At 65.7% G+C, this 23,255-nt stretch carries 23 protein-coding genes; 19 read left to right on the forward strand and 4 right to left on the reverse strand.

Translation table 11 applies throughout. From position 1 onward, the window contains the following. Window positions 1-3 precede the first annotated feature (3 nt). Together nadA and nadC are read left to right on the forward strand one after the other, a co-directional pair. The gene (gene nadA, locus MHX63_RS06440) at window positions 4-1,032 is read left to right on the forward strand and encodes a quinolinate synthase NadA (RefSeq protein WP_255710527.1); all 1,029 of its coding nucleotides are present in this window, start codon (window positions 4-6) and stop codon (window positions 1,030-1,032) included. A 2-nt stretch (window positions 1,033-1,034) separates the two neighbouring features. Next, the gene (nadC, locus tag MHX63_RS06445; RefSeq protein ID WP_239387759.1) at window positions 1,035-1,970 is read left to right on the forward strand and encodes a carboxylating nicotinate-nucleotide diphosphorylase; all 936 of its coding nucleotides are present in this window, start codon (window positions 1,035-1,037) and stop codon (window positions 1,968-1,970) included. Here nadC and MHX63_RS06450 read toward each other — a convergent pair. Then, on the reverse strand, window positions 1,967-3,235 hold the full coding sequence (locus MHX63_RS06450; RefSeq protein WP_239387760.1) for a hypothetical protein: 1,269 nt from the start codon (window positions 3,233-3,235) through the stop codon (window positions 1,967-1,969). The two genes, nadC and MHX63_RS06450, sit on opposite strands and share 4 nt — an antisense overlap. 63 nt (window positions 3,236-3,298) lie before the next feature. On the opposite strand from MHX63_RS06450, the gene hisD reads away from it, so the two are divergent. The 16 genes from hisD to pyk all read left to right on the forward strand — a co-directional run bounded on the left by hisD (window position 3,299) and on the right by pyk (window position 19,006). Beyond that, on the forward strand, window positions 3,299-4,666 hold the full coding sequence (gene hisD / locus MHX63_RS06455) for a histidinol dehydrogenase (protein ID WP_239387761.1): 1,368 nt from the start codon (window positions 3,299-3,301) through the stop codon (window positions 4,664-4,666). Between the two features lie 3 nt (window positions 4,667-4,669). Next, window positions 4,670-5,791, forward strand: coding sequence for a histidinol-phosphate transaminase (locus tag MHX63_RS06460; protein WP_239387762.1), 1,122 nt, complete (start codon window positions 4,670-4,672; stop codon window positions 5,789-5,791). Between the two features lie 65 nt (window positions 5,792-5,856). Next, entirely contained in the window at window positions 5,857-6,471 is a 615-nt protein-coding gene (gene hisB, locus MHX63_RS06465) for an imidazoleglycerol-phosphate dehydratase HisB (RefSeq protein ID WP_005295849.1), read from the forward strand. Next, window positions 6,471-7,820 (forward strand): MFS transporter, encoded by a 1,350-nt coding sequence (locus tag MHX63_RS06470; protein ID WP_239387763.1) that lies wholly within the window; start codon window positions 6,471-6,473, stop codon window positions 7,818-7,820. Before hisB ends, MHX63_RS06470 begins: the two co-directional genes overlap by 1 nt. A gap of 11 nt (window positions 7,821-7,831) precedes the next feature. Further along, window positions 7,832-8,560, forward strand: coding sequence for an imidazole glycerol phosphate synthase subunit HisH (hisH, locus tag MHX63_RS06475; protein WP_239387764.1), 729 nt, complete (start codon window positions 7,832-7,834; stop codon window positions 8,558-8,560). Window positions 8,561-8,629: 69 nt separating this feature from the next. Further along, entirely contained in the window at window positions 8,630-9,394 is a 765-nt protein-coding gene (gene priA / locus MHX63_RS06480) for a bifunctional 1-(5-phosphoribosyl)-5-((5-phosphoribosylamino)methylideneamino)imidazole-4-carboxamide isomerase/phosphoribosylanthranilate isomerase PriA (RefSeq protein WP_239387765.1), read from the forward strand. Continuing rightward, window positions 9,394-10,371: an inositol monophosphatase gene (locus MHX63_RS06485; RefSeq protein ID WP_070489060.1), complete on the forward strand. Its 978-nt coding sequence runs from the start codon at window positions 9,394-9,396 to the stop codon at window positions 10,369-10,371. The genes priA and MHX63_RS06485 overlap by 1 nt, the downstream gene beginning before the upstream one ends. After that, on the forward strand, window positions 10,368-11,150 hold the full coding sequence (gene hisF / locus MHX63_RS06490; protein WP_239387766.1) for an imidazole glycerol phosphate synthase subunit HisF: 783 nt from the start codon (window positions 10,368-10,370) through the stop codon (window positions 11,148-11,150). Before MHX63_RS06485 ends, hisF begins: the two co-directional genes overlap by 4 nt. Then, complete coding sequence (gene hisI / locus MHX63_RS06495; protein WP_239387767.1) at window positions 11,147-11,506, forward strand: phosphoribosyl-AMP cyclohydrolase; 360 nt, start codon at window positions 11,147-11,149, stop codon at window positions 11,504-11,506. Before hisF ends, hisI begins: the two co-directional genes overlap by 4 nt. 1 nt (window position 11,507) lies before the next feature. Further along, complete coding sequence (locus tag MHX63_RS06500; protein ID WP_239387768.1) at window positions 11,508-13,079, forward strand: anthranilate synthase component I; 1,572 nt, start codon at window positions 11,508-11,510, stop codon at window positions 13,077-13,079. Beyond that, window positions 13,076-13,783 carry a TIGR02234 family membrane protein gene (locus MHX63_RS06505; RefSeq protein WP_239387769.1) on the forward strand — a complete coding sequence of 236 codons (708 nt, stop codon included), beginning with the start codon at window positions 13,076-13,078 and terminating at the stop codon, window positions 13,781-13,783. Before MHX63_RS06500 ends, MHX63_RS06505 begins: the two co-directional genes overlap by 4 nt. A 19-nt stretch (window positions 13,784-13,802) precedes the next feature. Continuing rightward, window positions 13,803-14,612 (forward strand): indole-3-glycerol phosphate synthase TrpC, encoded by an 810-nt coding sequence (gene trpC, locus MHX63_RS06510; protein WP_239387770.1) that lies wholly within the window; start codon window positions 13,803-13,805, stop codon window positions 14,610-14,612. Between the two features lie 18 nt (window positions 14,613-14,630). Further along, complete coding sequence (gene trpB, locus MHX63_RS06515) at window positions 14,631-15,920, forward strand: tryptophan synthase subunit beta (protein WP_239387771.1); 1,290 nt, start codon at window positions 14,631-14,633, stop codon at window positions 15,918-15,920. 3 nt (window positions 15,921-15,923) lie between these two features. Further along, a complete protein-coding gene (trpA, locus tag MHX63_RS06520) occupies window positions 15,924-16,694 on the forward strand; it encodes a tryptophan synthase subunit alpha (protein WP_239387772.1) in 771 nt (256 codons plus the stop codon). Beyond that, the gene (gene lgt / locus MHX63_RS06525) at window positions 16,691-17,554 is read left to right on the forward strand and encodes a prolipoprotein diacylglyceryl transferase (protein ID WP_239387773.1); all 864 of its coding nucleotides are present in this window, start codon (window positions 16,691-16,693) and stop codon (window positions 17,552-17,554) included. Before trpA ends, lgt begins: the two co-directional genes overlap by 4 nt. Window positions 17,555-17,587: 33 nt before the next feature. After that, window positions 17,588-19,006, forward strand: a complete 1,419-nt coding sequence (gene pyk, locus MHX63_RS06530; protein WP_239387774.1) for a pyruvate kinase — start codon at window positions 17,588-17,590, stop codon at window positions 19,004-19,006. On the opposite strand, the gene MHX63_RS06535 is transcribed toward pyk, so the two are convergent. Together MHX63_RS06535 and MHX63_RS06540 are read right to left on the reverse strand one after the other, a co-directional pair. Beyond that, complete coding sequence (locus MHX63_RS06535; RefSeq protein ID WP_239387775.1) at window positions 18,988-20,220, reverse strand: amidohydrolase; 1,233 nt, start codon at window positions 20,218-20,220, stop codon at window positions 18,988-18,990. The genes pyk and MHX63_RS06535 overlap by 19 nt on opposite strands. A gap of 25 nt (window positions 20,221-20,245) precedes the next feature. Beyond that, a complete protein-coding gene (locus MHX63_RS06540; protein WP_239387776.1) occupies window positions 20,246-21,613 on the reverse strand; it encodes a DUF4921 family protein in 1,368 nt (455 codons plus the stop codon). A gap of 75 nt (window positions 21,614-21,688) precedes the next feature. Here MHX63_RS06540 and MHX63_RS06545 point away from each other — a divergent pair, with 75 nt between their 5' ends. Then, window positions 21,689-22,078: a hypothetical protein gene (locus MHX63_RS06545; RefSeq protein ID WP_239387777.1), complete on the forward strand. Its 390-nt coding sequence runs from the start codon at window positions 21,689-21,691 to the stop codon at window positions 22,076-22,078. Here the strand turns inward: MHX63_RS06545 and MHX63_RS06550 are convergent. Beyond that, on the reverse strand, window positions 22,059-23,180 hold the full coding sequence (locus MHX63_RS06550; RefSeq protein WP_239387778.1) for an HNH endonuclease signature motif containing protein: 1,122 nt from the start codon (window positions 23,178-23,180) through the stop codon (window positions 22,059-22,061). The two genes, MHX63_RS06545 and MHX63_RS06550, sit on opposite strands and share 20 nt — an antisense overlap. Between the last annotated feature and the right edge of the window lie 75 nt (window positions 23,181-23,255).

The following is a 23,255-nucleotide window of genomic DNA, read 5'->3' on the forward strand; positions in this document are numbered from 1 at the left end:
GGAATGCTAAACAAAACCATAGAGAGTATCACTCGCGTGGATGGCCTCTGGACCATGTCGGATAGCATCTCCACCGACGAGTGGGCCGCGGAAGTCCGCCGGCTGAAGGAAGAAAAGAATGCGCTGATCCTGGCGCACAACTACCAGCTGCCGGAGATCCAGGACATTGCCGATCACACTGGCGATTCCCTCGCACTGTCGCGCATCGCGGCGGAGACGGACGCCGACGTGATTGTCTTCTGCGGCGTGCACTTTATGGCTGAGACGGCGAAGATCCTGTCGCCGGAGAAGACTGTTCTTATTCCTGACGCCAACGCGGGGTGCTCCCTGGCAGATTCCCTGAGCGCCGACGAGCTGCGCGAGTGGAAGGCCGAGCACCCGGGGGCCGTGGTGGTCAGCTACGTGAACACCACCGCCGACGTGAAGGCCCTGACGGATATCTGCTGCACCAGCTCCAACGCGGTGGACGTGGTGGCCAGCCTGCCGGAGGACCAGGAGGTGCTGTTCGGACCCGACCAGTTCCTCGGAGCACACGTGCGCCGCGAGACCGGACGGGACAACATCCACGTCTGGGCGGGCGAGTGCCACGTACACGCAGGCATCTCCGGCCAGGAGCTGAGCCAGCAGGCGCACAACAACCCGACTGCGGATCTGTTTATCCACCCGGAGTGCGGCTGCGCCAACTCCGCTATGTACCTGGCGGGCGAGGGAATCGTGGAACCGGAGCGGGTGAAGATGCTCTCCACCGGCGACATGATCTCGCAGGCCAAGTCCACCAACCAATCCACCGTGCTGGTGGCCACCGAGGTCGGCATGCTGCACCAGCTGCGTCAGGCCAACCCCGAGGTGGACTTCCGCGCCGTGAACGACCGCGCGGCCTGCACGTACATGAAGATGATCACCCCGGCGGCTCTGTTGCGCTGCCTGGCGCTGGGCGAGGACGAGGTGACGGTGGACGAGGAGACCGGCGCCGCGGCCCGCCGATCCGTGGAGCGCATGATCGCCATCGGCAACCCGGGAAGCGGGGAGTAGCCATGGAACAGCAAGACCTGGAGCAGCAAGAAGTGGAGCTTCCCTACCCGGCACAGCTCACCGACCCGTCTCGCATCCGTGCTGCGTATCTGCGCATGGCGAAGGTCGCGCTGGAGGAGGACTTCGGCGATGGTGCGGACGTCAGCACCCTGGCGACCGTGCCCGCCGAAGCGACTGGCACGAAGGTCATGCGCGCCCGACAGGCGGGTGTTATCAGCGGGCTGGATGCGCTGGCCATCGTCGCGGAGGTCGCCGACGAGCGGCACGTGGAGCTCGTCCCGCTGGTCGCCGACGGTGACCGCGTGGAGGCCGGGGCCGAGGTTGCCCGGGTGGAGGGCAAAATCCAGCACATCCTCTTGCTCGAGCGCACTCTGCTGAACATCCTGAGCCACGCCTCCGGCATCGCCACGCAGACCCGCGCATGGGTCGATGCGGTCGCGGCCACGGCCACCAGCCTGCGCGGCTGCAAGGTCCGCGATTCCCGCAAGACCCTGCCCGGCATGCGCATGCTGGAAAAGCGCGCGATCGTCCACGGCGGTGGCTACCCGCACCGCTACAACCTGGGCGACCAGGTGATGGTCAAGGACAACCACGTGGAGCTTTCGAGCGCCGCCGAGGCGTACTCGCGGGTGCGGGATTTCTTGGGAGAGGACGCCACCACGTGGGTAGAGGTAGAGGTGGATACCCTGGACCAGCTATCCGACCTGCTGGCGGAGGGCAAGGCTCAGCCGCCGCAGGTGCTGTTGGATAACTTCACGGTGGAGGACACGCGCAAGGCCGTGGAGCTGCGCGACCAGCTGGCTCCGCAGGTGCTGCTGGAATCCTCCGGCGGGCTCACCCTGGACATCGCCGGGGATTACGCCGCCGCGGGCGTGGAGTCCGTGGCCGTGGGCGGGCTGACCCACAGCGTGCGGGCGCTGGATATCGGCCTGGACTAGGATTCCCAGCGTTCCAGCGCCGCGCGTCGGCGCTCGTCGAGTTCTGCGGCTATTTCCGCATAGCCCAGCTCCGCGGCGGCGACCAGTGCCATGGAATAGCCGCCGATGGTGCGCTCGTCGTCGGCGCTGAACTCCGACCACTCCGCTACCAGACGCGCGTTCGCCAGCGCTTCCTCAAAAAGCCCGCAGTTCAGGGCCGCCTCCGCCAGGGTGTAGCGCAGGTTCAAAATAGCGGGGGATAGGGGACAACCCTCCGTGGCGGCCAGCTCCGCGCTGGCGAGCTCCCAGGCCTCGCCCTCGCGCCCCTCGCCGAGTAGCGCCATCGCCGCCAGGCCCGCGCACTGCAGGGCGATCACCTCCGCATTCAGCTTCCCGGCCAGGCGCACGCACTCCTTCCAATGATCCGCCACGGCGGCCAGGGAGGAATCCTCGCCGGTGCTTTCGGTTGCGCGGAACATCTCGAAGTGCGCCAGCATGTCGTGTGCCTCATAAAGCGACACGGTCTGCGCGTCCGTGCTGCCGTCCAGCAGGGAATCTTCCTCCAGCCGGCCGATCAGTGCCGTCACCCGGTCGTAGGCCTCCTCGCGCCGCCCGCGGAACCATGCCTCCTGGGCGAACCAGAGTTGGCGGTCGGCCGTGCTCGGGGGTTTCGAGCCGAATCTCCGCACGAGTTGGGCGAAGGCGTCGGCGAAGTCGAAGGCTGTGGCGTCATTATCAGCGCCCCCATCGGCGTCATCGGAAGAACCAGAAAGATTCGTGGCCACAGCAAAGCCAGTCGTGGCAGCCGAGGTCAACCGCGCGGCGATTGACCTGGGCAGGTCGCGGTGGGTGAGGTGCGGGGCCTCGGCGAGGGTGGGGGAATCCGGGTCCGGACGAAAGTCCGCGAAGCCCTGCGCCAGCTGTGCCAACATTTCGCGCGGTGAATGCAGCTCGGCCAAGGTGCCGGGGCGCTCCTGAAGAGTCAGCGACTGGTGCGCCAACAGCGCTAAGGCCTCCAACGCCAGCGCATGGTTGTCATTACTGCGCGCCCAAACCCGCAGATCTCGCAAGGCGGCGATGGCCTCGTCGGCAAAACCCAGGTGATCCGCGGCGCTGGCCCGCATGCTGTAGAACTCGCCCACCAGCTCGTCCGGCACCTCGTCGGGAGTGGCAAGCCAGTACTGCCGAGCGAAGTCGCTGGCCAGGCGCCAACTCGTCGCCGCCGAAGCCCCCGATTGGGCGGCGACGCGGCTGTCCCGGAGCAGTGAAAGGAGTGTCTGGGCCATGGCGTAAACTTTAGCCGAGTACATAACCGCACATAATCATTCAGTAAGGAAGCTGCGTACACGATGACTAGCGCCCAGCTGGACTTTAGCCGGATCGATCTGCGGGGACAGGCCCCGACTACCGCTGAGCTGCGCCATCGGCTGCCGCGCGGGGGAACGGACGTGGACTCGGTGATCCCCACCGTCGCACCGATCGTCGACCAGGTGCGCGAGGGCGGGGCACGCGCGGCGCTGGAGATTGGGCAGCGCTTCGATGGCGTGACCCCGGATTCGGTGCGGGTTCCTGCAGAGGTTATTGACGCCGCCGTGGGGACTTTGGCCGACGATGTGATCGCAGCACTCGAAGAAGCCATCAAGCGGGTGCGTGCATTCCACTGCGCCATCCGACCTGAAGACAAGCAGGTGGAGGTTGCACCGGGCGGCATTGTGACCGAGCGTTTCATCCCCGTCCAGCGCGTAGGCCTGTACGCGCCGGGCGGCAACGCGGTGTACCCGTCGAGCGTGATCATGAACGTCGTGCCAGCTCAGGAGGCCGGGGTGGAGTCCCTCGTGGTGGCCTCCCCGCCGCAGGAGGGCGGCTGGCCGCACCCGACTGTGCTGGCGGCCTGCAAGCTGCTGGGCGTGGATGAGGTCTGGGCTGTCGGCGGGGCGCAGGCAGTGGCGCTGCTCGCGCACGGCTCCACGGCAGAAGGCGGCGAGGAGCTGGAGCCGGTGGATATGGTGACCGGTCCGGGCAACATCTTCGTCACCGCCGCCAAGCGGCTGTGCCGCTCCGTGGTGGGCATCGACTCCGAGGCTGGGCCGACCGAAATCGCCGTGCTGGCCGACGAGAGCGCCAACGCGGTGGAGATCGCCTACGACCTGATTAGTCAGGCCGAACACGACACGATGGCGGCCTCCGTGCTGATCACGGACAACGAGAGGCTGGCCGACGAGGTCGTGGCCGAGATGAACGAGCGCTACCACATCACCGAAAACTCCGAGCGCGTCGCCGAGGCCCTCAACGGGCAGCAGTCCGGGGTGGTGCTGGTGGACGACATCGCCGCGGGCATCCGCGCGGCGAACGCCTACGGCGCCGAGCACCTGGAGATCCACACTGAGGATTCCCACGCGGTTGCAGCGCAGATCACCAACGCCGGCGCGATCTTCATCGGCCGTTTCAGCCCGGTGCCGCTGGGCGACTACGCCGCGGGCTCCAACCACGTGCTGCCGACCTCCGGCACGGCGCGGCACTCCTCGGGGCTTTCCACGCTGACTTTCCTGAAGTCTGTGCATGTCATCGACTACAACGAGGAAGGCCTGCGGGGCGTGGCCGACACGGTGATCACCCTGTCTAAGTCCGAGGGGTTGCCCGCCCACGGCGAAGCCATCAGCGCACGTACAAACACAGCACGCACCAACACCGCAAACACCAACGGAACGGAGGCCTAGACCATGGCCGAGCAGAACAACCAGATCTCCCTGGCCGACCTGCCGTTGCGCGAAGAGCTGCGCGGCAAGTCCGCCTACGGAGCCCCACAGCTTTCCGTAGCCAACCAGCTAAACACCAACGAAAACCCCTACCCGCCGTCGCCGGAGATTGTCGAGGGCATCGCCCGCCGCGTGGCGGAGCTGGGCACGCAGCTGAACCGCTATCCCGAACGCGACGCAGTGGGGCTGCGCGAGGCTCTAGCGGCGTACGTGAGCCAGCAGACGGGTGTGGGCGTCACTAAAGAACAGGTATGGGCAGCCAACGGTTCCAACGAGGTATTGCAGCAGCTCCTGCAGGCATTCGGCGGCCCTGGGCGCAGCGCGATGGGCTTCGTGCCGAGCTATTCCATGCACCCGATCCTGGCGGCGGGCACGCAAACGGAGTTCATTTCGGTCGAGCGCCGCGCAGAGAACCGCTTCGACATCGACGTCGACGAGGCGGTTGCCGCCATCGACGAGCGCCAGCCGAACGTTATCTTCATTACGACGCCCAACAACCCCACCGGCAACAGCACGCCGCTGGCCGACATCGAGAAGATCCTGCAGTCAGCTCCCGGCATCGTGATCGTCGACGAGGCCTACGCGGAGTTCTCTGACGAGCCAAGTGCAGTAGGGCTGCTCGAGCAGTACCCGACCAAGCTGGTGGTCTCCCGCACCATGTCCAAAGCCTTCGACTTCGCCGGTGGGCGGCTGGGCTATTTCGTGGCTCACCCGGCGTTTATCGAGGCCGTGATGCTGGTGCGCCTGCCGTACCACCTTGCGACCCTGTCGCAGGCGGCGGCGGAAGTGGCGCTGGAACACTCCGCGGCCACGCTGCAGACTGTGGCGAAGCTACGCCAGGAACGCGACCGAGTGGTTGCCCGCCTGCGCGAGCTGGGCTACGACGTGATCGACTCGCACTCGAACTTCGTGTTCTTTGGCGGCTTTGAACACGTCGGCGATTCGGCCACGGTGTGGCAGCGCTTCCTGGACCAGGAGGTGCTGATCCGCGACGTCGGCGTGGCCGGCTGGCTGCGCGCGACCGTTGGGCTGCCGGAGGAAAACGATGCGTTTCTTGCCGCCGCCGCCAAGATGATGGACGATTAGACACATTAGACAGACGTTTCAAGAGTTTCAGACAGCAAGAGCAGAGAGGTAGGTGTAAAGCCACCGTGGCCACGAACCCCACCCCGCGCATCGGGAAGGCCCAGCGCGCCACCAAAGAATCAGACATCCAGGTCGAGTGGAACCTGGACGGCACCGGCAAGACCGACATCGACACGGGAGTGCCGTTCTTCGACCACATGCTGACCGCCCTCGGCGCACACGGCTCCTTCGACCTTAAGGTGCACGCCCGCGGTGATGTGGAGATCGACGCGCACCACACCGTCGAGGACACCGCCATCGTCATGGGCCAGGCCCTGGCGCAGGCACTGGGCGACAAGGCGGGCATACGCCGCTTTGGCGATGCTTTCATCCCGATGGACGAGACGCTGGCGCACGCCGCCGTGGACGTATCGGGTCGCCCGTACTACGTGGGCGTGGGGGAGCCGGAGCAGATGCTCAGCGCGGTGATTGGCGGGCACTACGCCACCGTCATCAATCAGCACTTCTTCGAGACGCTGGCGCTGAATTCGCGCATTGCCCTGCACGTGCGCTGCCTGTACGGCCGCGACCCGCACCACATCACCGAGGCGGAGTTTAAGGCCGTGGCCCGCGCGCTGCGCGCCGCGGTGGAGGACGACCCGCGCGTGGGCGGGGTTCCGTCGACCAAGGGAACTCTGTAATGGCGCGCCCGAAGGCGCTGACCATTGAAGAATTAGAAAAGATCGATTCCGTGTGGAAGGCCCCCGGCCTTATCGCCACACTGGTGTCGGTCTTTTGTGCGTTCGGTGGTTGGGCGCTACTCCTGCCGGTCATCCCCCTGGCCGTGATCGATGGGGGCGGAACCGATAGCGTGGCGGGCCTGTCCACGGGTGTGTTCATGGCCGCTACCGTGTTGACGCAGGCTTTCACCCCGCGCCTGCTGCGCGCCGTGGGCTATGCGCCCGTGATGCTGGGAGCTGCACTGCTGCTGGGCTTCCCGGCGCTGGTGTACGTGGCCGACATGTCCGCGGTGACGGTGCTGGCCATCGCCGCCGTGCGTGGCGTGGGCTTCGGTGCGGTGACGGTGACGGAGGCCGCGCTGATCGCGGAGCTGGTGCCGCCGCGCCTGGTGGGCCGATCCTCCGGCGTGTTCGGCGCGACGGTGGGCGTGACGCAGCTGATTAGCTTCCCGCTGGGTATGTGGCTCTACGGCAGCTTCGGCCTGGTCGGAGTGTGCTCGGCCGCGGCGTTGTACTCGGCGGTGGGTGCCCTGGCTGCGCTGCAGTTGCCGAAGGTCGAGCGCGAGAACTCGCCCGGTGTGGCCGCCGATATTCCCGACAACGCAACCTCGCAGACGGACTACACGCCGGAGGCTCCGCGCGTAGCCACGTGGAAGCTGGCCACCGTGCCGGGGCTTTCCATCGGCGCGGCCGCTGTGGGCTTCGCCGGGTTCAGCACGTTCCTGGCGCCCGCCGCAGGTGAGATCGATGCGGCAGTGGCCGCCACCATCTCCGGCCTGGCGCTGAGCGTGGTGGGCCTGATGCAGATCGGTTCCCGCCTGTTTAGCGGTTGGTACGCCGACCGCGTGGGCGAGCCGGGCCGCCTGAACGCGCTGGGTCTGGTGCTGTGCATGGTGGGTTTGGCCTCTGCGGCGATTATGCTGGCCGTGCACCCCACGGGCGGGTTGCTGCTGCTCTGGTCGCTGCTGTCCGCAGCGTTCTTCGGCGCGGGCTTCGGCATCAACCAGACCGAGGCGCTGCTGATGCTGTTCGACCGCCTGCCCAGGGCCGAGTCCGCTAAGGCCTCGGCGCTGTGGAACATGACCTTCGATGGTGGCACCGGTGTGGGCGCGATCTTGCTGGGCTTTGTGGCCGGTGCGCTGACCTATCAGGGGGCCTTCATTACCGCCGGGGTGGTCGCCGCGTTTGGTTTTATGGTGGCTGTCCTCGACCGGATTGTGGGGCGTCACCGCGTCGCCGAGTACGGCAATGTGCGCGAAACATTGCGTCGAGTGCGACGGCGTGAGCTGCGCCCGGGTAAGTCCGGCTAGGATAACCAGTTATGAATTCTTCTCTTTCTTCTCGACGCCCACATGTCGCCCTCCTGGACTACGGCAGCGGAAACGTACGCTCCGCCCAGCGAGCGGTTGAAAGAGCGGGTGCCGAGGTTGAGGTGACCCGCGACCCGGAGACGGTACAGCGGGCCGATGGGCTGCTGGTGCCGGGCGTGGGCGCCTACAGCGCGTGCATGCAGCAGCTGCACAGCGTGTACGGGGATCGTCTGATCGGCCAGCGACTGGCGGGCGGGCGCCCGGTGCTGGGCATCTGCGTGGGCATGCAGATTCTCTTCGACCGGGGAGTGGAGTTCGCGGAAGGCACGGAAGAGACAGGCGCGGGGGAGGCAGCCTTCACGGAGGGCATGGGCGAGTGGCCCGGCACCGTGGAGAAACTGGATGCCGACGTGCTGCCGCACATGGGGTGGAATACCGTGGAGGTCGGCGATGGCTCGTCGGCTAGCGCGCTGGGCAAGCCCGCGGCCGAGACGACGAAGATGTTCGCCGGGATCGGGGAGTCCGAGCGCTTCTACTTTGTCCACTCCTATGGGGTGCAGGAGTGGGAGCTGCTGACTGATGGACGCACCGAACCGCCGCTGGTGCACTGGGCGAGTCACGGCCGCAGCCGCTTCGTCGCAGCCGTGGAAAATGGTCCGCTATGGGCTACACAGTTCCACCCAGAGAAGTCCGGCGAGGCAGGGCTTAAGCTGCTGCAGAACTGGGTGGAGACGCTCTAGCTCTAGAAATAGCACTAGTTTTCTTTGATTTAATCTTCGCCGGCCTCGATACACGTTAGGATTCTCCCTATGGCTTCTACTGATAATTCCCGTGCCCTGACCCTGCTTCCCGCCGTCGACGTAGCCGACGGCCAGGCCGTCCGCCTAGTACAGGGCGCGGCGGGCACGGAAACCAGCTACGGAGCACCGATCGAGGCCGCCCTGGCCTGGCAGAACGCGGGCGCGGAGTGGATCCACCTGGTGGACCTCGACGCAGCCTTCGGCCGGGGCAGCAACTTCGAACTGCTCAAGGAGGTCACCGGCCAGCTGGACGTAAACGTGGAGCTATCCGGCGGCATCCGCGACGACGAGTCGCTGGAGCGCGCCCTGTCCACCGGCTGCCGCCGCGTGAACATCGGCACCGCAGCGCTGGAGGACCCGGACTGGTGCGAGTCCGTTATCTCCCGTTACGGCGACAAGGTGGCCATCGGCCTGGATACCCGGGAGATCGACGGCGAATGGCGCCTGCGCGGTCGCGGCTGGACGTCTGACGGCGGCGAGCTGTGGGAGGTGCTGGAGCGCCTGGATTCCCAGGGCGTTTCCCGCCTGGTGGTTACAGACGTCAGCCGAGATGGCATGCTGAACGGCCCGAACATCGACCTGCTGCGTGAGGTGGCGGCTGCCACTGACGCGCCGGTTGTGGCCTCCGGCGGAATCTCCAGCCTGGACGACATCCGCGCGTTGGCTGCCGTGGTGCACGAGGGCGTAGACTCCGCGATCGTGGGCAAGGCACTATACGCGGGCAAGTTCACCCTGGAGGAGGCCCTGGAGGCGGCAAGGGGGATCGACAGCTAATGACAGCTTTCCACGGACTGTCCCCGGAGGAACTGGATACCCGCTCGCTGCTGGCCATCGCCGAGGCGGCGGTGGACGAGGCCGAGACGACGTTTACGGCCGCCGTCGGCGCGGAGCCGGAGGTCATCAAGTCTCCCGGCGACTTCGCCACCGAGGCGGACTTAAGCGTCGAGCGTCAGCTGCGCACGCTGCTGACGCAATACACCGGCCTGCCCGTGCACGGCGAGGAGTTCGGCACGGTGCGCCCCGGCGAGATCCCGGGAGAGAACATTACCGAGCCGAACCCCAACGACGCGATGGCGGACGGCCTGGACGGCCCGCGCCGTAAGTCTCTCGAAGCCGGGGACCAGGAACTGCCGGAGACCTTTTGGGTCGTGGACCCCATCGATGGCACCGCCAACTACGCGGTGGGAAATCCTTTTGCCTGCATCCTGGTTTCCCTGGTGCACCAGGGGCAGACCATGGTCTCCGTCACCGAGATGCCGCTGCTGGGCAAGCGCATCACCGCTCGCCGGGGCGAGGGGCTGCTGGTGGACGGCCACCCGGCCCGCGCTATGCCGCCATCGGATCCGGGTGTGACGCAGATCAGCTTCGGTTCCATCCTGTCGCAGCGACGCGGTAACCTGCCGATTTCTTACCGTCAGGACATGCTGAACGAGATCGGCAAGTCCTACCCGCGCATGCGCGTCACTGGCTCGGTGGGCATCGACCTGGCTTTCACCGCCGCCGGAGTGTTCGGCGGTACTGTCACGTTCAGTCCGAACCTGTGGGACAACGCGGCGGGAATCCTCGCCGTGGAGGAAAACGGCGGCGTTGCCACCGACTTTGCGGGTAACCCGTGGCGTCCTGGCGTTTCCGGACTGGTCGCGGGCGAGCCGGAGGTACACGCCACCATCCTGCAGCACATTCAGGCCGTGCCGATCGGCACCGCCGCCCGCAACGCCCAGGAGATCCGCGACCGAGGGGGCATCCGATGAGTGTTACCGTGCGCGTTATCCCGTGCCTGGACGTGGACAACGGGCGCGTCGTCAAGGGCGTGAACTTCGAGGGCCTGCGCGACGCTGGCGACCCCGTGGAGCTGGCCAAGCGCTACGACGCACTGGGCGCCGACGAGCTGACCTTCCTGGACGTCTCCGCGTCCAAGGACGGCCGCGGCACCATGCTGGACGTAGTACGCCACACCGCCGACCAGGTGTTCATCCCGCTGACCGTCGGCGGGGGAGTGCGCAGCGAGGAGGACGTGGACGCCCTGCTGCGCGCCGGTGCCGACAAAGTCAGCGTCAATTCCTCGGCGGTCGCCCGCCCCGAGCTGCTGCGCGAACTTTCCCAGCGCTTCGGCGCGCAATGCATCGTCCTGTCCGTGGACGCCCGCCGTGTGAAGGACCCCACGGAGGCGGACAAGTACCCCTCCGGCTTTGAGGTCACCACCCATGGCGGCACCAAATCCGCCGGGCTGGATGCCATCGAGTGGGCCCGCAAGGGCGAGGAGCTGGGCGTAGGGGAGATCCTGCTGAACTCCATGGACGGCGACGGCACCAAGGCCGGCTTCGACATCGAGATGCTGCAGGCCGTGCGCAAGGCTGTCTCCATCCCCGTCATCGCCTCCGGCGGTGCGGGCGCCCCGGAACACTTCCCGCCCGCCGTCGAGGCCGGCGCGGATGCCGTGCTGGCGGCCTCCATCTTCCACTTCGGCGAGGTCGAGATCCGCGAGGTCAAGCAGGCCCTGGCCGATGCGGGCTACGAGGTGCGGCTGTGAGCGGCACAGACCCGGCAACCTACGAGCTAGACCCCGCCATCGCCGAGCGCGTCCGCTTTAACGCTGACGGCTTAGTCCCCGCCATCGTGCAGGACATCATCAACGGCGACGTGCTGATGATGGCGTGGATGAACGACCACGCCCTGGCCCACACCCTGGCCACCAAGAAGGGCACTTATTGGTCCCGGTCCCGCCAGTCCTATTGGATCAAAGGCGAGACCAGCGGCCACACCCAGCGCGTCGAAGAAGTGCGTCTGGACTGCGATGGCGATACGGTGCTGCTGAAGATTGAGCAGACTGGCGCGGCCTGCCACACCGGCGACCGCACTTGTTTTGACGCCGACCGCTTGGCCTAACATGTCAGACATGGGTGACAACACTTCCAGTAAGTCCATCGGCGACCTGACAAGCCTTGAGACTTTCCGCGAGCTTGCGGCAAAGCACCGCGTGGTGCCCGTGGTTCGCAAGGTCCTCGCCGACGGAGAGACCGCCCTGTCCGCCTACCGGAAACTCGCCGACGGGCGGCCCGGCACGTTCCTGCTGGAATCGGCGGCGCACGGCCAGTCGTGGGATCGCTACTCCTTCATCGGCACCGGCGCCCGCTGCGCCCTGACAGCCAAGGACAGCGTGGACGGCGGCGCGGCACGCTGGATCGGCCAGCCTCCGGTGGACATCCCGGCAGGCACCGACCCGCTGGATGCGATCCGCAACACGCTGGCACACCTGCAGACCGCCCCGATGCCAGGGCTGCCGCCGCTGACCAGCGGCCTGGTGGGCTACATGGGCTACGACATGATCCGCTACATCGAATCCGTGCCGGATACCTGCACCGACGACCTGAACATTCCCGACATGGTGCAGCTGTTGGTGGAGGACATGGCCGTCGTCGACCACTACGAAGGCACCATCTGGCTGATCGCCAGCGTGATCAACTGGGATAACTCCAACGAGCGGGTGGACGAGGCATACGCCGAGGCCGTGGAACGGCTAGACACCATGGTGGAACGGCTGGCCACGGGCGCGGCAGGGGGCGTCACTACCTTCGAAACCCCCACGCCTAAGTACCGCAGGCAGCGCACCTACGACGACCACCGCGAGCGCATCGGCAAGGTCAAGGAGCACATTAAGGCCGGCGATGCGTTCCAGGTGGTGCTGTCGCAGCGCTTCGAAATGAAGACCGACGTCGACCCGATCGACATCTATCGCATGCTGCGGGTATCGAACCCTTCGCCCTACATGTTCCTTGTTAACGTGCCTACAGAGGGTTTTGACGCCACCGCGTTCCACATCATCGGCTCCTCCCCGGAATCGCTGGTGCAGGTCCGTGACGGCAATGTCACGACGTTCCCCATCGCGGGATCCAGGCCGCGCGGCGAGACGGTGGAGCAGGACTTCGCTTTCGAACGCGAGCTGGTCAACGACGAGAAGGAAAACTCCGAGCACCTGATGCTGGTGGACCTGGGTCGCAACGACCTCGGAAGGGTCAGCGAGCCCGGCACGGTGGAGGTGCACGACTTCCGCCACGTGGAACGCTACTCAGCGGTCATGCACTTGGTCTCCGGGGTTAGCGGAAAGCTGGCCGCAGGGAAGACGGCAGTGGATGCGTTCAATGCGACGTTCCCGGCCGGCACCCTGTCGGGCGCGCCAAAGCCCTCGGCGCTGAAGATCATCGACACGCTGGAGGACACGCGCCGCGGAGTGTACGGCGGCACAGTCGGCTACTTCGACTTCTCCGGCAACACCGACCAATCCATCGCCATCCGCACCGGGCTGTACAAGGACGGCACCGTGTACGTCCAGGCCGGCGGGGGAATCGTCGCGGACTCCGACCCGGAGGCTGAAGACCTGGAGACCCGCAACAAGGCCGCGGCAGTGCTGCGGGCAGTGGCTGCGGCGGAAACCATGAAGAACGCAGGGGAGAAACAGTGAGCAAGAGCACGGCAGAGGACGTAACAGCGGACGTAACACAGAAGGCCAAGCGCATCCGGCAGATCGCGCTACTGTGCGTAGTGCTGAGCGCAGCAGGCCTGTGGGGCGCGAGCCGCCTGAAGTTCGTGACCGTGGCCGTCGACGACGACAAGGCCGGGGCCTCCACCAAGGAGCTCGTAGGATCCGTGTGGGACCCCGCGCTGGTGCCGCTGGCGCTGGCGATGGTGGCCGCGCTTATCCTTTCGATGGCCGTGCAGCCCATGGTCCGGCGGGTGCTGGGCGTGGTGATCGTCGCGCTGGCGGCCACCGCCAGCTTCCGCGCCGTGCAGCTGCTGAGCAGCGACGTGGACCTGGCCCGCGCCCAGAGTCTGCTGCGAAGTGGCGCGGCCACACAGAAGGAATCCGACCCGGTACAGATCTCCGAGTGGGCGCGAGTGATCAGCGGGGATGTGCACCCGCTGGGCATCGTGCTGGTGCTTTTAGCAGCGGCGATCGGCGTGGTCGGCGGCGCGATCCTGATTCTGCGGCCCGGCCAGGAATCCAAGGGACATAGCCGCTACGAGACCCCGGAGGTGCGCCGCGCGGACGCGGAAGAGGACCTCGCGGAGAATCCAGATTCAACCCGCGTGCTGTGGGATGCCCTGGATGCGGGGGTGGATCCGACCGAAGAATCCGATTTCTCCCGCACCAAGCAGGGGCGATAAGCTCAGGAGTGTGACACACATGACTGTTCTCGACCAGATCATCGCCGGTGTGCTAGAAGACCAGGCCGAGCGGGAAGCCAAGATCCCATACAAGGAGATCAAGGCCATGTCCCTGGACGCACCACCGGCTCTCGACGCCCACGCCGCGCTGGCCGCCCCCGGGGTCAGCCTCATCGCCGAGGTGAAGCGCGCCAGCCCCTCCAAGGGGGACCTCGCCGAGATCACCGATCCCGAAGTGCTGGCGAAGACCTACGAGGACAACGGAGCCACCGCCATCAGCTGCCTCACCGAACAGCGCCGCTTCAAGGGCTCCCTCGAGGACTTCGACGCGGTGCGCCGCGCGGTGAACATTCCGCTGCTGCGCAAGGACTTCACGGTGAACCCGTACCAGATCCACGAGGCCCGGGCGCACGGCGCGGACATTGTGCTGCTCATCGTCGCTGCACTCGAACAGCAGCGCCTGGAATCCCTGCTGGATCGAACCGAGTCCCTGGGCATGACCGCCCTGGTGGAAGTGCACACCGCCGAAGAGGCCGAGCGCGCTGTTGCCGCCGGTGCCAAGGTCATCGGCGTCAACGCCCGAAATCTCAAGACGTTGGATGTCGACCCGCAGGTGTTCGGCAAAATCGCCCCGCTGCTTCCGGACGACGTGGTGAAGATCGCAGAGTCGGGCGTCAAGAATAAAAACGACCTCAACGCCTATGCCGCAGCGGGCGCGGACGCAGTGCTCGTCGGCGAAGGCCTGGTCACCGCAGGTAACCCCGCCCAGGCGTGCCGGGACCTCGCCGCAGCGGGAAAACACCCAGCCTGCCCCCAAAAGAATTCCTAAGCGATAGCATATAAAACTGTGACTACCGAGAAGACCTTCAAGAACGCCGACGCGCAAGGCAAGACCCTGCCGACGGTAGGCGAGATCCTGGCGACCGCCACCCACCACGAGCCCGACGAGCGCGGACACTGGGGTGATTTCGGTGGCCGCTACATCCCCGAGGCCCTCATGGCCGTGATCGAGGAGATCACCGACGCCTGGGCGAAGGCCCGCTCGGACCAGGGGTACCTGGACCAGCTCGACGAGCTGCACCGCACCTACACCGGCCGCCCGTCGCCGCTGTACTACGCCGCCCGCTTCTCTGAGGCCGTGGGCGCAGAAGTGTGGCTGAAGCGCGAGGACCTGAACCACACCGGCTCCCACAAGATCAACAACGTGCTGGGGCAGGTGCTGCTGGCCAAGCGCATGGGCAAGACTCGTGTGATCGCGGAGACCGGCGCAGGCCAGCACGGTGTGGCCACGGCGACGGCCTGTGCGCTGCTCGGCCTGGAATGCCGGATCTACATGGGGGCTGTGGACGCCGAACGGCAGGGCCTCAACATTGCCCGCATGCGCCTGCTCGGTGCCCACGTGGAGGTAGTGGAGATCGGCTCCCGCACCCTGAAGGACGCGATCAACGAGGCCATGCGCTTCTGGGTTTCCAACGCCGACGACACCTACTACTGCTTCGGCACCGCCGCCGGCCCGCACCCATTCCCGCAGATGGTGCGCGACCTGCAGCGCGTGATCGGCGTGGAGGCGCGCCAGCAGCTGCTGGCCGAAACCGGCAAGCTGCCCGACGCCGTAGTGGCCTGCGTGGGCGGCGGTTCCAACGCGATCGGACTGTTCCACCCGTTCATCGAGGACGAAGGCGTGGACATCGTCGGCGCTGAGGCCGCGGGCGACGGTGTGGAGACCGGTCGCCACGCCGCGCCGATCAACCTGGGGCTGCAGGGCGTGTTCCAGGGAGCCTTCGCCGACCTGATGCAGGACGAGGACGGGCAGATTATCGAATCGCACTCCATCTCCGCTGGGTTGGATTACCCGGGCGTGGGGCCGGAGCACTCTAAACTGCACGCGGAGGGGCGCGCCCGCTACCTGCCGATCACCGACTCCGAGGCCATGGATGGCTTCAAGCAGCTGACCCGCCTGGAAGGCATCATCCCCGCCATCGAGTCCTCCCACGCCGTCGCCGCCGCCATCAAGGTGGCTGCGGAGAAGCCGGGCGCCACGCTGATTGTGAACATTTCCGGCCGCGGCGACAAGGACGTCAACACCGCCGCGAAGTGGTTCGACATGCTGGACCAGAAGAGCGAGAAGGACGGCTAACCCATGACCTCCCGACTTTCTAAGGTTTTCACCGACGCGCGCGCCGAGGGGCGAGCCGCACTCGTGGCTTACTTCCCGGCCGGGTATCCCACGGTGGCTAAGTCCAAGGAGCTCGTCGCCGAGCTGGCTCAGCACGCCGACCTGATCGAGGTGGGTATTCCGTTCACCGACCCGATGATGGACGGCCCCACCATCCAGGCCGCCGCCAACGAGGCGCTGGCCAACGGCTTCCGGGTGAAGGACACACTCGACGTCGTCCGTACCGTCACCGAGGCGGGCGGCCAGGCCGTCATCATGTCCTATTGGAACCCCGTGCTGCGGTACGGCCCGGAGAAGTTCGCCGCCGACCTGGCCGCCGCCGGGGGATTGGGCTCCATCATCCCGGACCTGCTGCCGGAGGAAGCTGAGCGTTGGGCGGAGGCCTGCAAGGTCAATGACCTATCGCCGGTCTATCTCGTCGCGCCCTCCACCACGCCGGAGCGCATGGCCCTTACTGTTGACGCCGGCAACGGCTTCATCTACGCCGCATCCCACATGGGTGTGACGGGCGCGCAGGACGAGGTCTCCAGTTCCGCTGAGGAGCTGGTCGCCCGCGTTCGCGAGGCCACGAACCTGCCGGTGGCAGTGGGGCTGGGTGTGAAGACCGGCGAGCATGCGGCGAACATCGCCTCCTACGCCGACGGCGTGATCGTCGGCTCCGCGCTGATTCAGGCCGCAGCCGACGGCAACCTGGGCGAGCTGGCCGCAGAGCTGGCGCGAGGCGTTCGCGCATGATCGCGGCGGCCATTCCTTCGCCACCGCAGGGGGTCTGGGAGCTAGGCCCCATTCCCATCCGCGCCTACGCGCTGTGCATCCTCACGGGCGTGATCGTGGCCTACCTCTGGACCCGGCGCCGCTACGCGAAGCTCGGTGGGGACCCGGAAGTCACTGTCGACGCGCTGCTCGTCGCCGTGCCCGCGGGCATCATCGGCGCCCGGATCTACCACGTGATCACCGATCACGATAAATACTTCGGCGAGGGCAAAGACCCCACCCAGGTGTTCAACATCACCAATGGTGGCTTGGGGATCTGGGGCGGAGTCGTACTTGGTTCCCTGGCCGTATGGCTGCTATTCAAGGCCAAAGGCTTGCCGCTGGGTACTTTCGCCGCCGCCGTGGCGCCGACGGTACCGCTGGCGCAGGCCATCGGTCGGCTCGGCAACTGGTTCAATCAGGAACTCTACGGTGGACCCAGCGACGCCCCCTGGGCGCTGGAAATCTACCGCCGTGTGGACGAAAACGGCTACTCCGCGCCCATTACCGGGCACTCCACCGGGGAAGTGCTGGCCACAGTCCAGCCGACGTTCCTCTACGAACTGATCTGGAACCTGCTCGTGGTCGTGCTGCTGCTCGTCGCGGAACGCTACTGGCGCGTGAATGGGGGCAGGCTGTTCACCCTCTACGTCATGAGCTACACCTTCGGCCGCTTCTTCATTGAAAACATGCGCACAGACGCGGCCACCACCGTGTTCGGCGACGTGCGCATCAACGCTGTGGTTTCCGCAGTGGTGTTCCTCGCCGCGACAGCATTGTTTGTTTGGTGGACGGTGCAGCAACGCAAGGCTGAGGGCGTCACAAAAGAAGAAGCGAAGTAGCGGGGACAACGGAGCGGGGCTATCCTCGAGTCCGTGAATAGAAGAACCAAGATTGTTTGCACCCTGGGCCCCGCGGTCGCTTCGAAGGAGCAGATTCGCGGGCTCGTAGACGCAGGAATGAACGTTGCGCGCCTCAACTTTTCCCACGGCGAGCACGCAGACCACGAGCAGAATTACAACTGGGTTCGACAGGCCACCGATGAATCCGGCAAGGCCGTCGGTGTCCTCGCCGACCTGCAAGGCCCGAAGATCCGCCTGGGACGCTTCGCAGAGGGCGCAACCGTCTGGGCGACCGGCGAGACCGTACGCATCACCGTCGACGACGTGCAGGGCACCCACGACCGCGTGTCCACCACCTACAAGGGCTTGGCTCGCGACGCCCGCCCCGGCGACCGCCTGCTGGTCGACGACGGCAAGATCGCCCTGGTGTGCAAGGAAGTCGACGGCAACGACGTCGTATGTGAAGTCACCGAGGGTGGCCCGGTTTCCAACAACAAGGGAGTTTCCCTGCCGGGCATGAACATCTCCGTGCCGGCACTGAGCGAGAAGGACACCGAGGATCTACGCTTCGCCCTGCAGCTGGGCGTGGACTTCATCGCCCTGTCCTTCGTGCGCAGCCCCTCCGACGTGGAACTGGTGCGCGACATCATGGACGAAGTTGGCCGGCGCGTGCCGGTGATCGCCAAGTTGGAGAAGCCGGAGGCAGTCGATGCGCTGGAGCCGGTCATCCTGGCCTTCGATGCCATCATGGTCGCCCGCGGTGACCTGGGCGTGGAAGTGCCGCTGGAAGACGTGCCGCTGGTGCAGAAGCGCGCCATCCAGATCGCCCGCGAGAACGCCAAGCCGGTGATCGTGGCAACGCAGATGCTGGACTCCATGATCGAAAACTCCCGTCCGACGCGCGCCGAAGCCTCCGACGTGGCCAACGCCGTGCTCGACGGCGCGGATGCCGTGATGCTCTCCGGCGAGACCTCCATCGGCAAGCACCCAATCACCACCGTGGAGACGATGGCCCGCATCGTGCGCGCCGCAGAGATCGACGGGGAAGTGCCGCCGCTGACGCACCGCCCGCGCACCCGCCGCGGCGTGATTTCCTACGCGGCAAAGGACATCGGCGAGCGCCTGAACGCGAAGGCACTCGTAGCCTTCACCTCCTCCGGCGATACCGCCAAGCGCGTAGCGCGCCTACGCTCCCACCTGCCGCTGCTGGTGTTCACGCCGTCGCAGGCCGTGCGCTCGCAGCTGGCACTGACGTGGGGCGTGGAGACGTTCCTCATCGAAGACGTGAAGTCCACCGACGAGATGATGGACACTGTCGACCACCACCTGCTGGCCATGCCGCAATACAAGTACGACGACATGATGGTCGTCGTCGCCGGCTCCCCACCCGGAATCTCCGGCAACACCAACATGATCCAGGTGCACCTGCTGGGTCAGGAGCGGAAGAGGTAACTTAACGTCGCGGCCAACGCCGCGTCCGTGGAGGTGCCCAGCGCCTCGATGCGCGGGGCGAAAGCACCGTGGTGGTTACCTGGCACCGGATCCCCGGAAGCCCACAGCTCCGGATCCGTGGTGCCGATAGTCCAGAAAAGGTAAGGCACGCCGAAGTGGCGGGGAATCTCCGAGAAGTCCTCGGAGGCTGTCCAGGGTTCGGCGTCAATAGAATCCTCCCCGAAGACCGCGTCAAACACCGGGCGTACGTGCTCGAACGTACTGGGGGTATTGTCGGTGAGCTCGCCGTGGGCGGAGTACTCGAACTCGGGCGGAACTTCGCAGCCGGAGGCATCGCACTCGGCGCGGACGACCCGCTCGATGGCAGCGTAAGTCTGGTCGCGCACCTCCGTGTCGTAGAAGCGGCAGTTCAACACCAGCGTGGCATCTTCCGGGATGGTGTTGTTAGTGTGCCCGGAAGAAAGTGTGCCGACCGTAATGACGGCGAAGTCCGACGGGGCGACCTCGCGGCCGACGATGCCCTGCAGGCGCACGACGATCATCGCGGCTAGGAACGTCGGGTCGATTGATTCCTGCGGGCGCGAGCCGTGGGAGGACTTACCGTAGAGCTTGATGGTGATCGTGTCGCAGGCCGCCAGCACCGGGCCGGGCGCGGACATCACGGTGCCGAGGCGGCCAGGTAGGACGTGCTGGCCCAGGCACACATCAGGGGTGGGGATTTTCTCCGCCAGGCCGTCGTTAATCATGTTGCTGGCGCCGGCGGTGACTTCCTCCGCGGGCTGGAACAGCGCAATGAAAGTGCCGTGCCAGGCATCGCGGCGCTCGTCGAGAACCGCACACAGGCCCATGAGCGCCGCGGCGTGCATGTCGTGGCCGCACGCATGCATGACCCCGTCGTTCTTGGAGGCATAAGGCAGGCCCGTTGTTTCCTGCACGGGAAGGGCATCGAAATCGGCGCGCATGAGGATGGTCGGCTCGTCGGTGCTGGTTGCCTCGCTGCTCGGGTTACGGAACACGGCGGTGACGCCATAACCCCCGATACCCGTGGTTACCTCGCAATCCATCTGCGCCAACCGCGCGGTAATGTGCTTGGCGGTCTGCTCTTCCTGCAACGACAACTCGGGGTTCTCGTGCATCCACTGGTAGAAGCTATCCTGCCAGCTCAGATCCACACCGTGGTTTGCGATGAACTCTGCAATATCTGCGTTGCGCAAAGCGAAACTTGTCCTTTCTAGCGGATTAGCGGATGGCCGGGTTGTACTTCAGCATGTTGGGGCGGGTGGCGCAGTCGTCGCCGAGGCGGATGCCCGGGGCTAGTTGGCCTTCCTCTTGAGCCTTAACCAGGGAATTGAGCACGCGCTCCCGGAGGTCCGCCGGGGAGATGGTGTTGATGAAAATCTTCGTGCCGCCTTCGAAACCGGCCATGGTGGACACACGCCACTTAATGACGATGCGCCAGGGCATCGGGACGTCAACGTCGAGGGGACGGTGCAGCCACTCCTCATTACAGGAGATGTGTGGCCCGGCGGCGACGTGGCAGGCGTGAACCAAATCCGAGACGGCATCGCGTTCGGCGTCAGACATCAGCCACGGTTCGGTCGTGGCGGACTTGGAGAAAACCTCGAGGGTCGGCCAGCGGTGCCCAAAACCAGCAAACGCAATGGCGTGGTCATTCTCCGCGATGACGAGGTTGTGGCGGGCGGCGTAGTCGACGGCCCACTCGTTGTACATGTTCGGGTTCGCGCGAACCTGGGCGATCTCCAACTCGTTCTGCAGGCCGTGCTCGTCGATGGCAACGAGCTGCTTGTGGAGGTGCTCGAAGCTGGCGCCTGCCGGGGCGAGCCAGTTTTGGAACGCAGCGACGTAGCGGACGTAGCGGTTGGCGCGGTAGAGGCGATCCATGCCGTCGACGGTGAAGGCGATGAAGTGACGGTGGTTCTCCCAGCCCAGAGTGCCGCTAGAGGCCAACTGGTCGGTGGTGTCTGCGCCGGGAACGTAGTGGTCGCGGGCGATGATCACGTCGTGGCCGCCGGCGAAGAGCCCGGCGCTCTTTTCGTAGAGGGTCTGTAGGCGATTCTCGGGGGAGAAGAGCTCGTCGAGTTCTTCTTGCGTGGTGCCACCGGCGGACCATTTGGCGCGGAGGATCTGCTCGATGTGGTTCTGGCCGGCTTCCTCGGCCAGGTAGTCGGTCATGTGCTTAGCGGCTGCGGGGTTCATCCGGTAGCCGTAGTTCAGGAGCCAGTAGTCGTAGGTCAGGATCTCGAAGAGGTTCGCCACACGGCGGAACAGCGGTTCGGTTTCCTCCAGCTTGCTAACCGGCAGTCCGCGCAGGATGTGAGCTTGGCCGTCCTCGTCGAGTACCAGGCGGGACTTCTCTGGCGGGGTGTCCAGCTTGCGGTTCAGGCCGAATGCGGTGGCGGAGTCGCGGTCGCCGACGGTGCGCACCTCTGGGCGGTGCTCGGCGATGGGGCGGTTGCCGCGGCCGGGTACGGTCCACACCTCGGTTCCGGAAAACGGGTTGACCTGTTTGATCGTTCCGTCCGGCAGGGTAGTCAGGGGCGGTACGGGCGCGGGGTGCGAAGCATGGGAACCAATCACGGCACACATTCTAGTAGGTTTCCTGTTCTATCGATCACACCGCCGTGCTTGCTGTTCGCTGCTGCGTGCTGCCAAACTAGGGGAATGCCAAAGATTATTTTCAGGCTGCTGGCTAACCAGGAGCAGCTGGCCGCCATCGAGCAGGATTTCCGCTCCATGATCTCCGCCCTGGGTGAAGCGTTCGAGGGCACGCTGAATCTCCAGTCCGGGCAAGCTGCAGACCCCGAACTGGTCACTACCTGGGTGGAGCTTTTCGGCGAGAGCCCCGACGAGGGCAACGACCCCGCCACCGGCGCTGAACTATCCGTCGACGTTGTCCGCTATGACATCGGCTCCGTCTCCGGCCTAGCGATGCACTTCGCCGAGCTTCTCACCGTTCGCGAGAAGGAACCCGCCGAGCTGATTCTGCGCCAGGTCCAGGACGACCCTGGCACACCCCGCGTGCCTTGGCACGTTACTGTGGCTTCGGTATAACTCCTCTCGCGTGGGTGGTGAACTGCTCTCCATGGTGGTTCACCCACTTGATTGTCCAACCGCCGTCGCTAGTGCTTGCGCGCCACTGCCCGTTGGTTTTCAGGTTGTGGTGGGTGCGACAAAGGCACTGCATATTTCGGACATCCGTAGCGCCGCCAGCCGAAGGGGCCGTGTGGTTGTACGGCACGATGTGGTCTTTGTCGCACATCGGCGCGGGGTGCTCGCACCCGGGGAAGCGGCAGGTGCCGTCCCGGCCGACGAGGAATTCCTTCATTTCTCTGCTGGGTGTGTACTGTTCCACGGCCGGCGGCACAGTCACGCTGTCTACGCGCGTGGCGAAGCTTTCGTATATGTCGGCCTGTTCGGTGCTGATCGCCCCGACTCCCGGGATGAACCCTGGGCCGCCTTCCCACCGGAAGACGTGCACGTGCACTACCGTGTTGGTTTCTTCGCCGCTGATCAGCCCCGCGATCACGTCCATTCGTGCTTGTGCGAGGTCGCAGTCTAGCTCCCCGGCCAGCACTTTCGCCTTCTTCGTTACAGCTTCCCACATGCGCTGCGATTGGTCTTTCGGCATGTTCAGCGTCCACCGGGAAAGTTCGGCCGTCCCGCCCAGCGTCGTCACAGATCCCTTGGTCGCGGAGCGTTCCTCCGCCGCGGCTTTCTCGCCTTCGGCAAATGGGGTGGGGAAGTCCCGCGCGATCACTTCGCACAGGTATTCGCCAAGTTCTTTCGCCGTCGGCCCTTCCTCGCGTGCGCTGATGCAGTCCACCGCGTGTTTTTCCAGGTAGCGGTTGAACTGTTCCATGTCCATGATCGCCTGCCCCGCCTCATCGGGCTCCGTCAGCTGTGCCGCGTAGGCGTTGCGCACCCGCCAGACTTGCTCGAGGTGACGCACGCCGATCACCCCGGCTTTCAGCGCCGCCAGCCCGAGCATGTTCATCACGGCGAGTATCTGCGCCGCGTGTGAGAACACTATTGCATCCGCTGTCCCCGCCTTCCGCAGCGCTTGTATCCGCGCCACGGTTGGGTCGTCGATCACGCTGTATGCATACGCCACGTCGACCCTGTTGCACATTCGCCGCATCTCGTCGGCATCCATTTTTGCCCCCTTCTTGTCCGAGCGCCGCTCACCTTACACACGGCCCCGGACAACCCCTTACCCTTCTTAGTGACG

Source organism: Corynebacterium sp. ACRQK (genome assembly GCF_022345965.1).
Lineage (GTDB): Bacteria > Actinomycetota > Actinomycetes > Mycobacteriales > Mycobacteriaceae > Corynebacterium.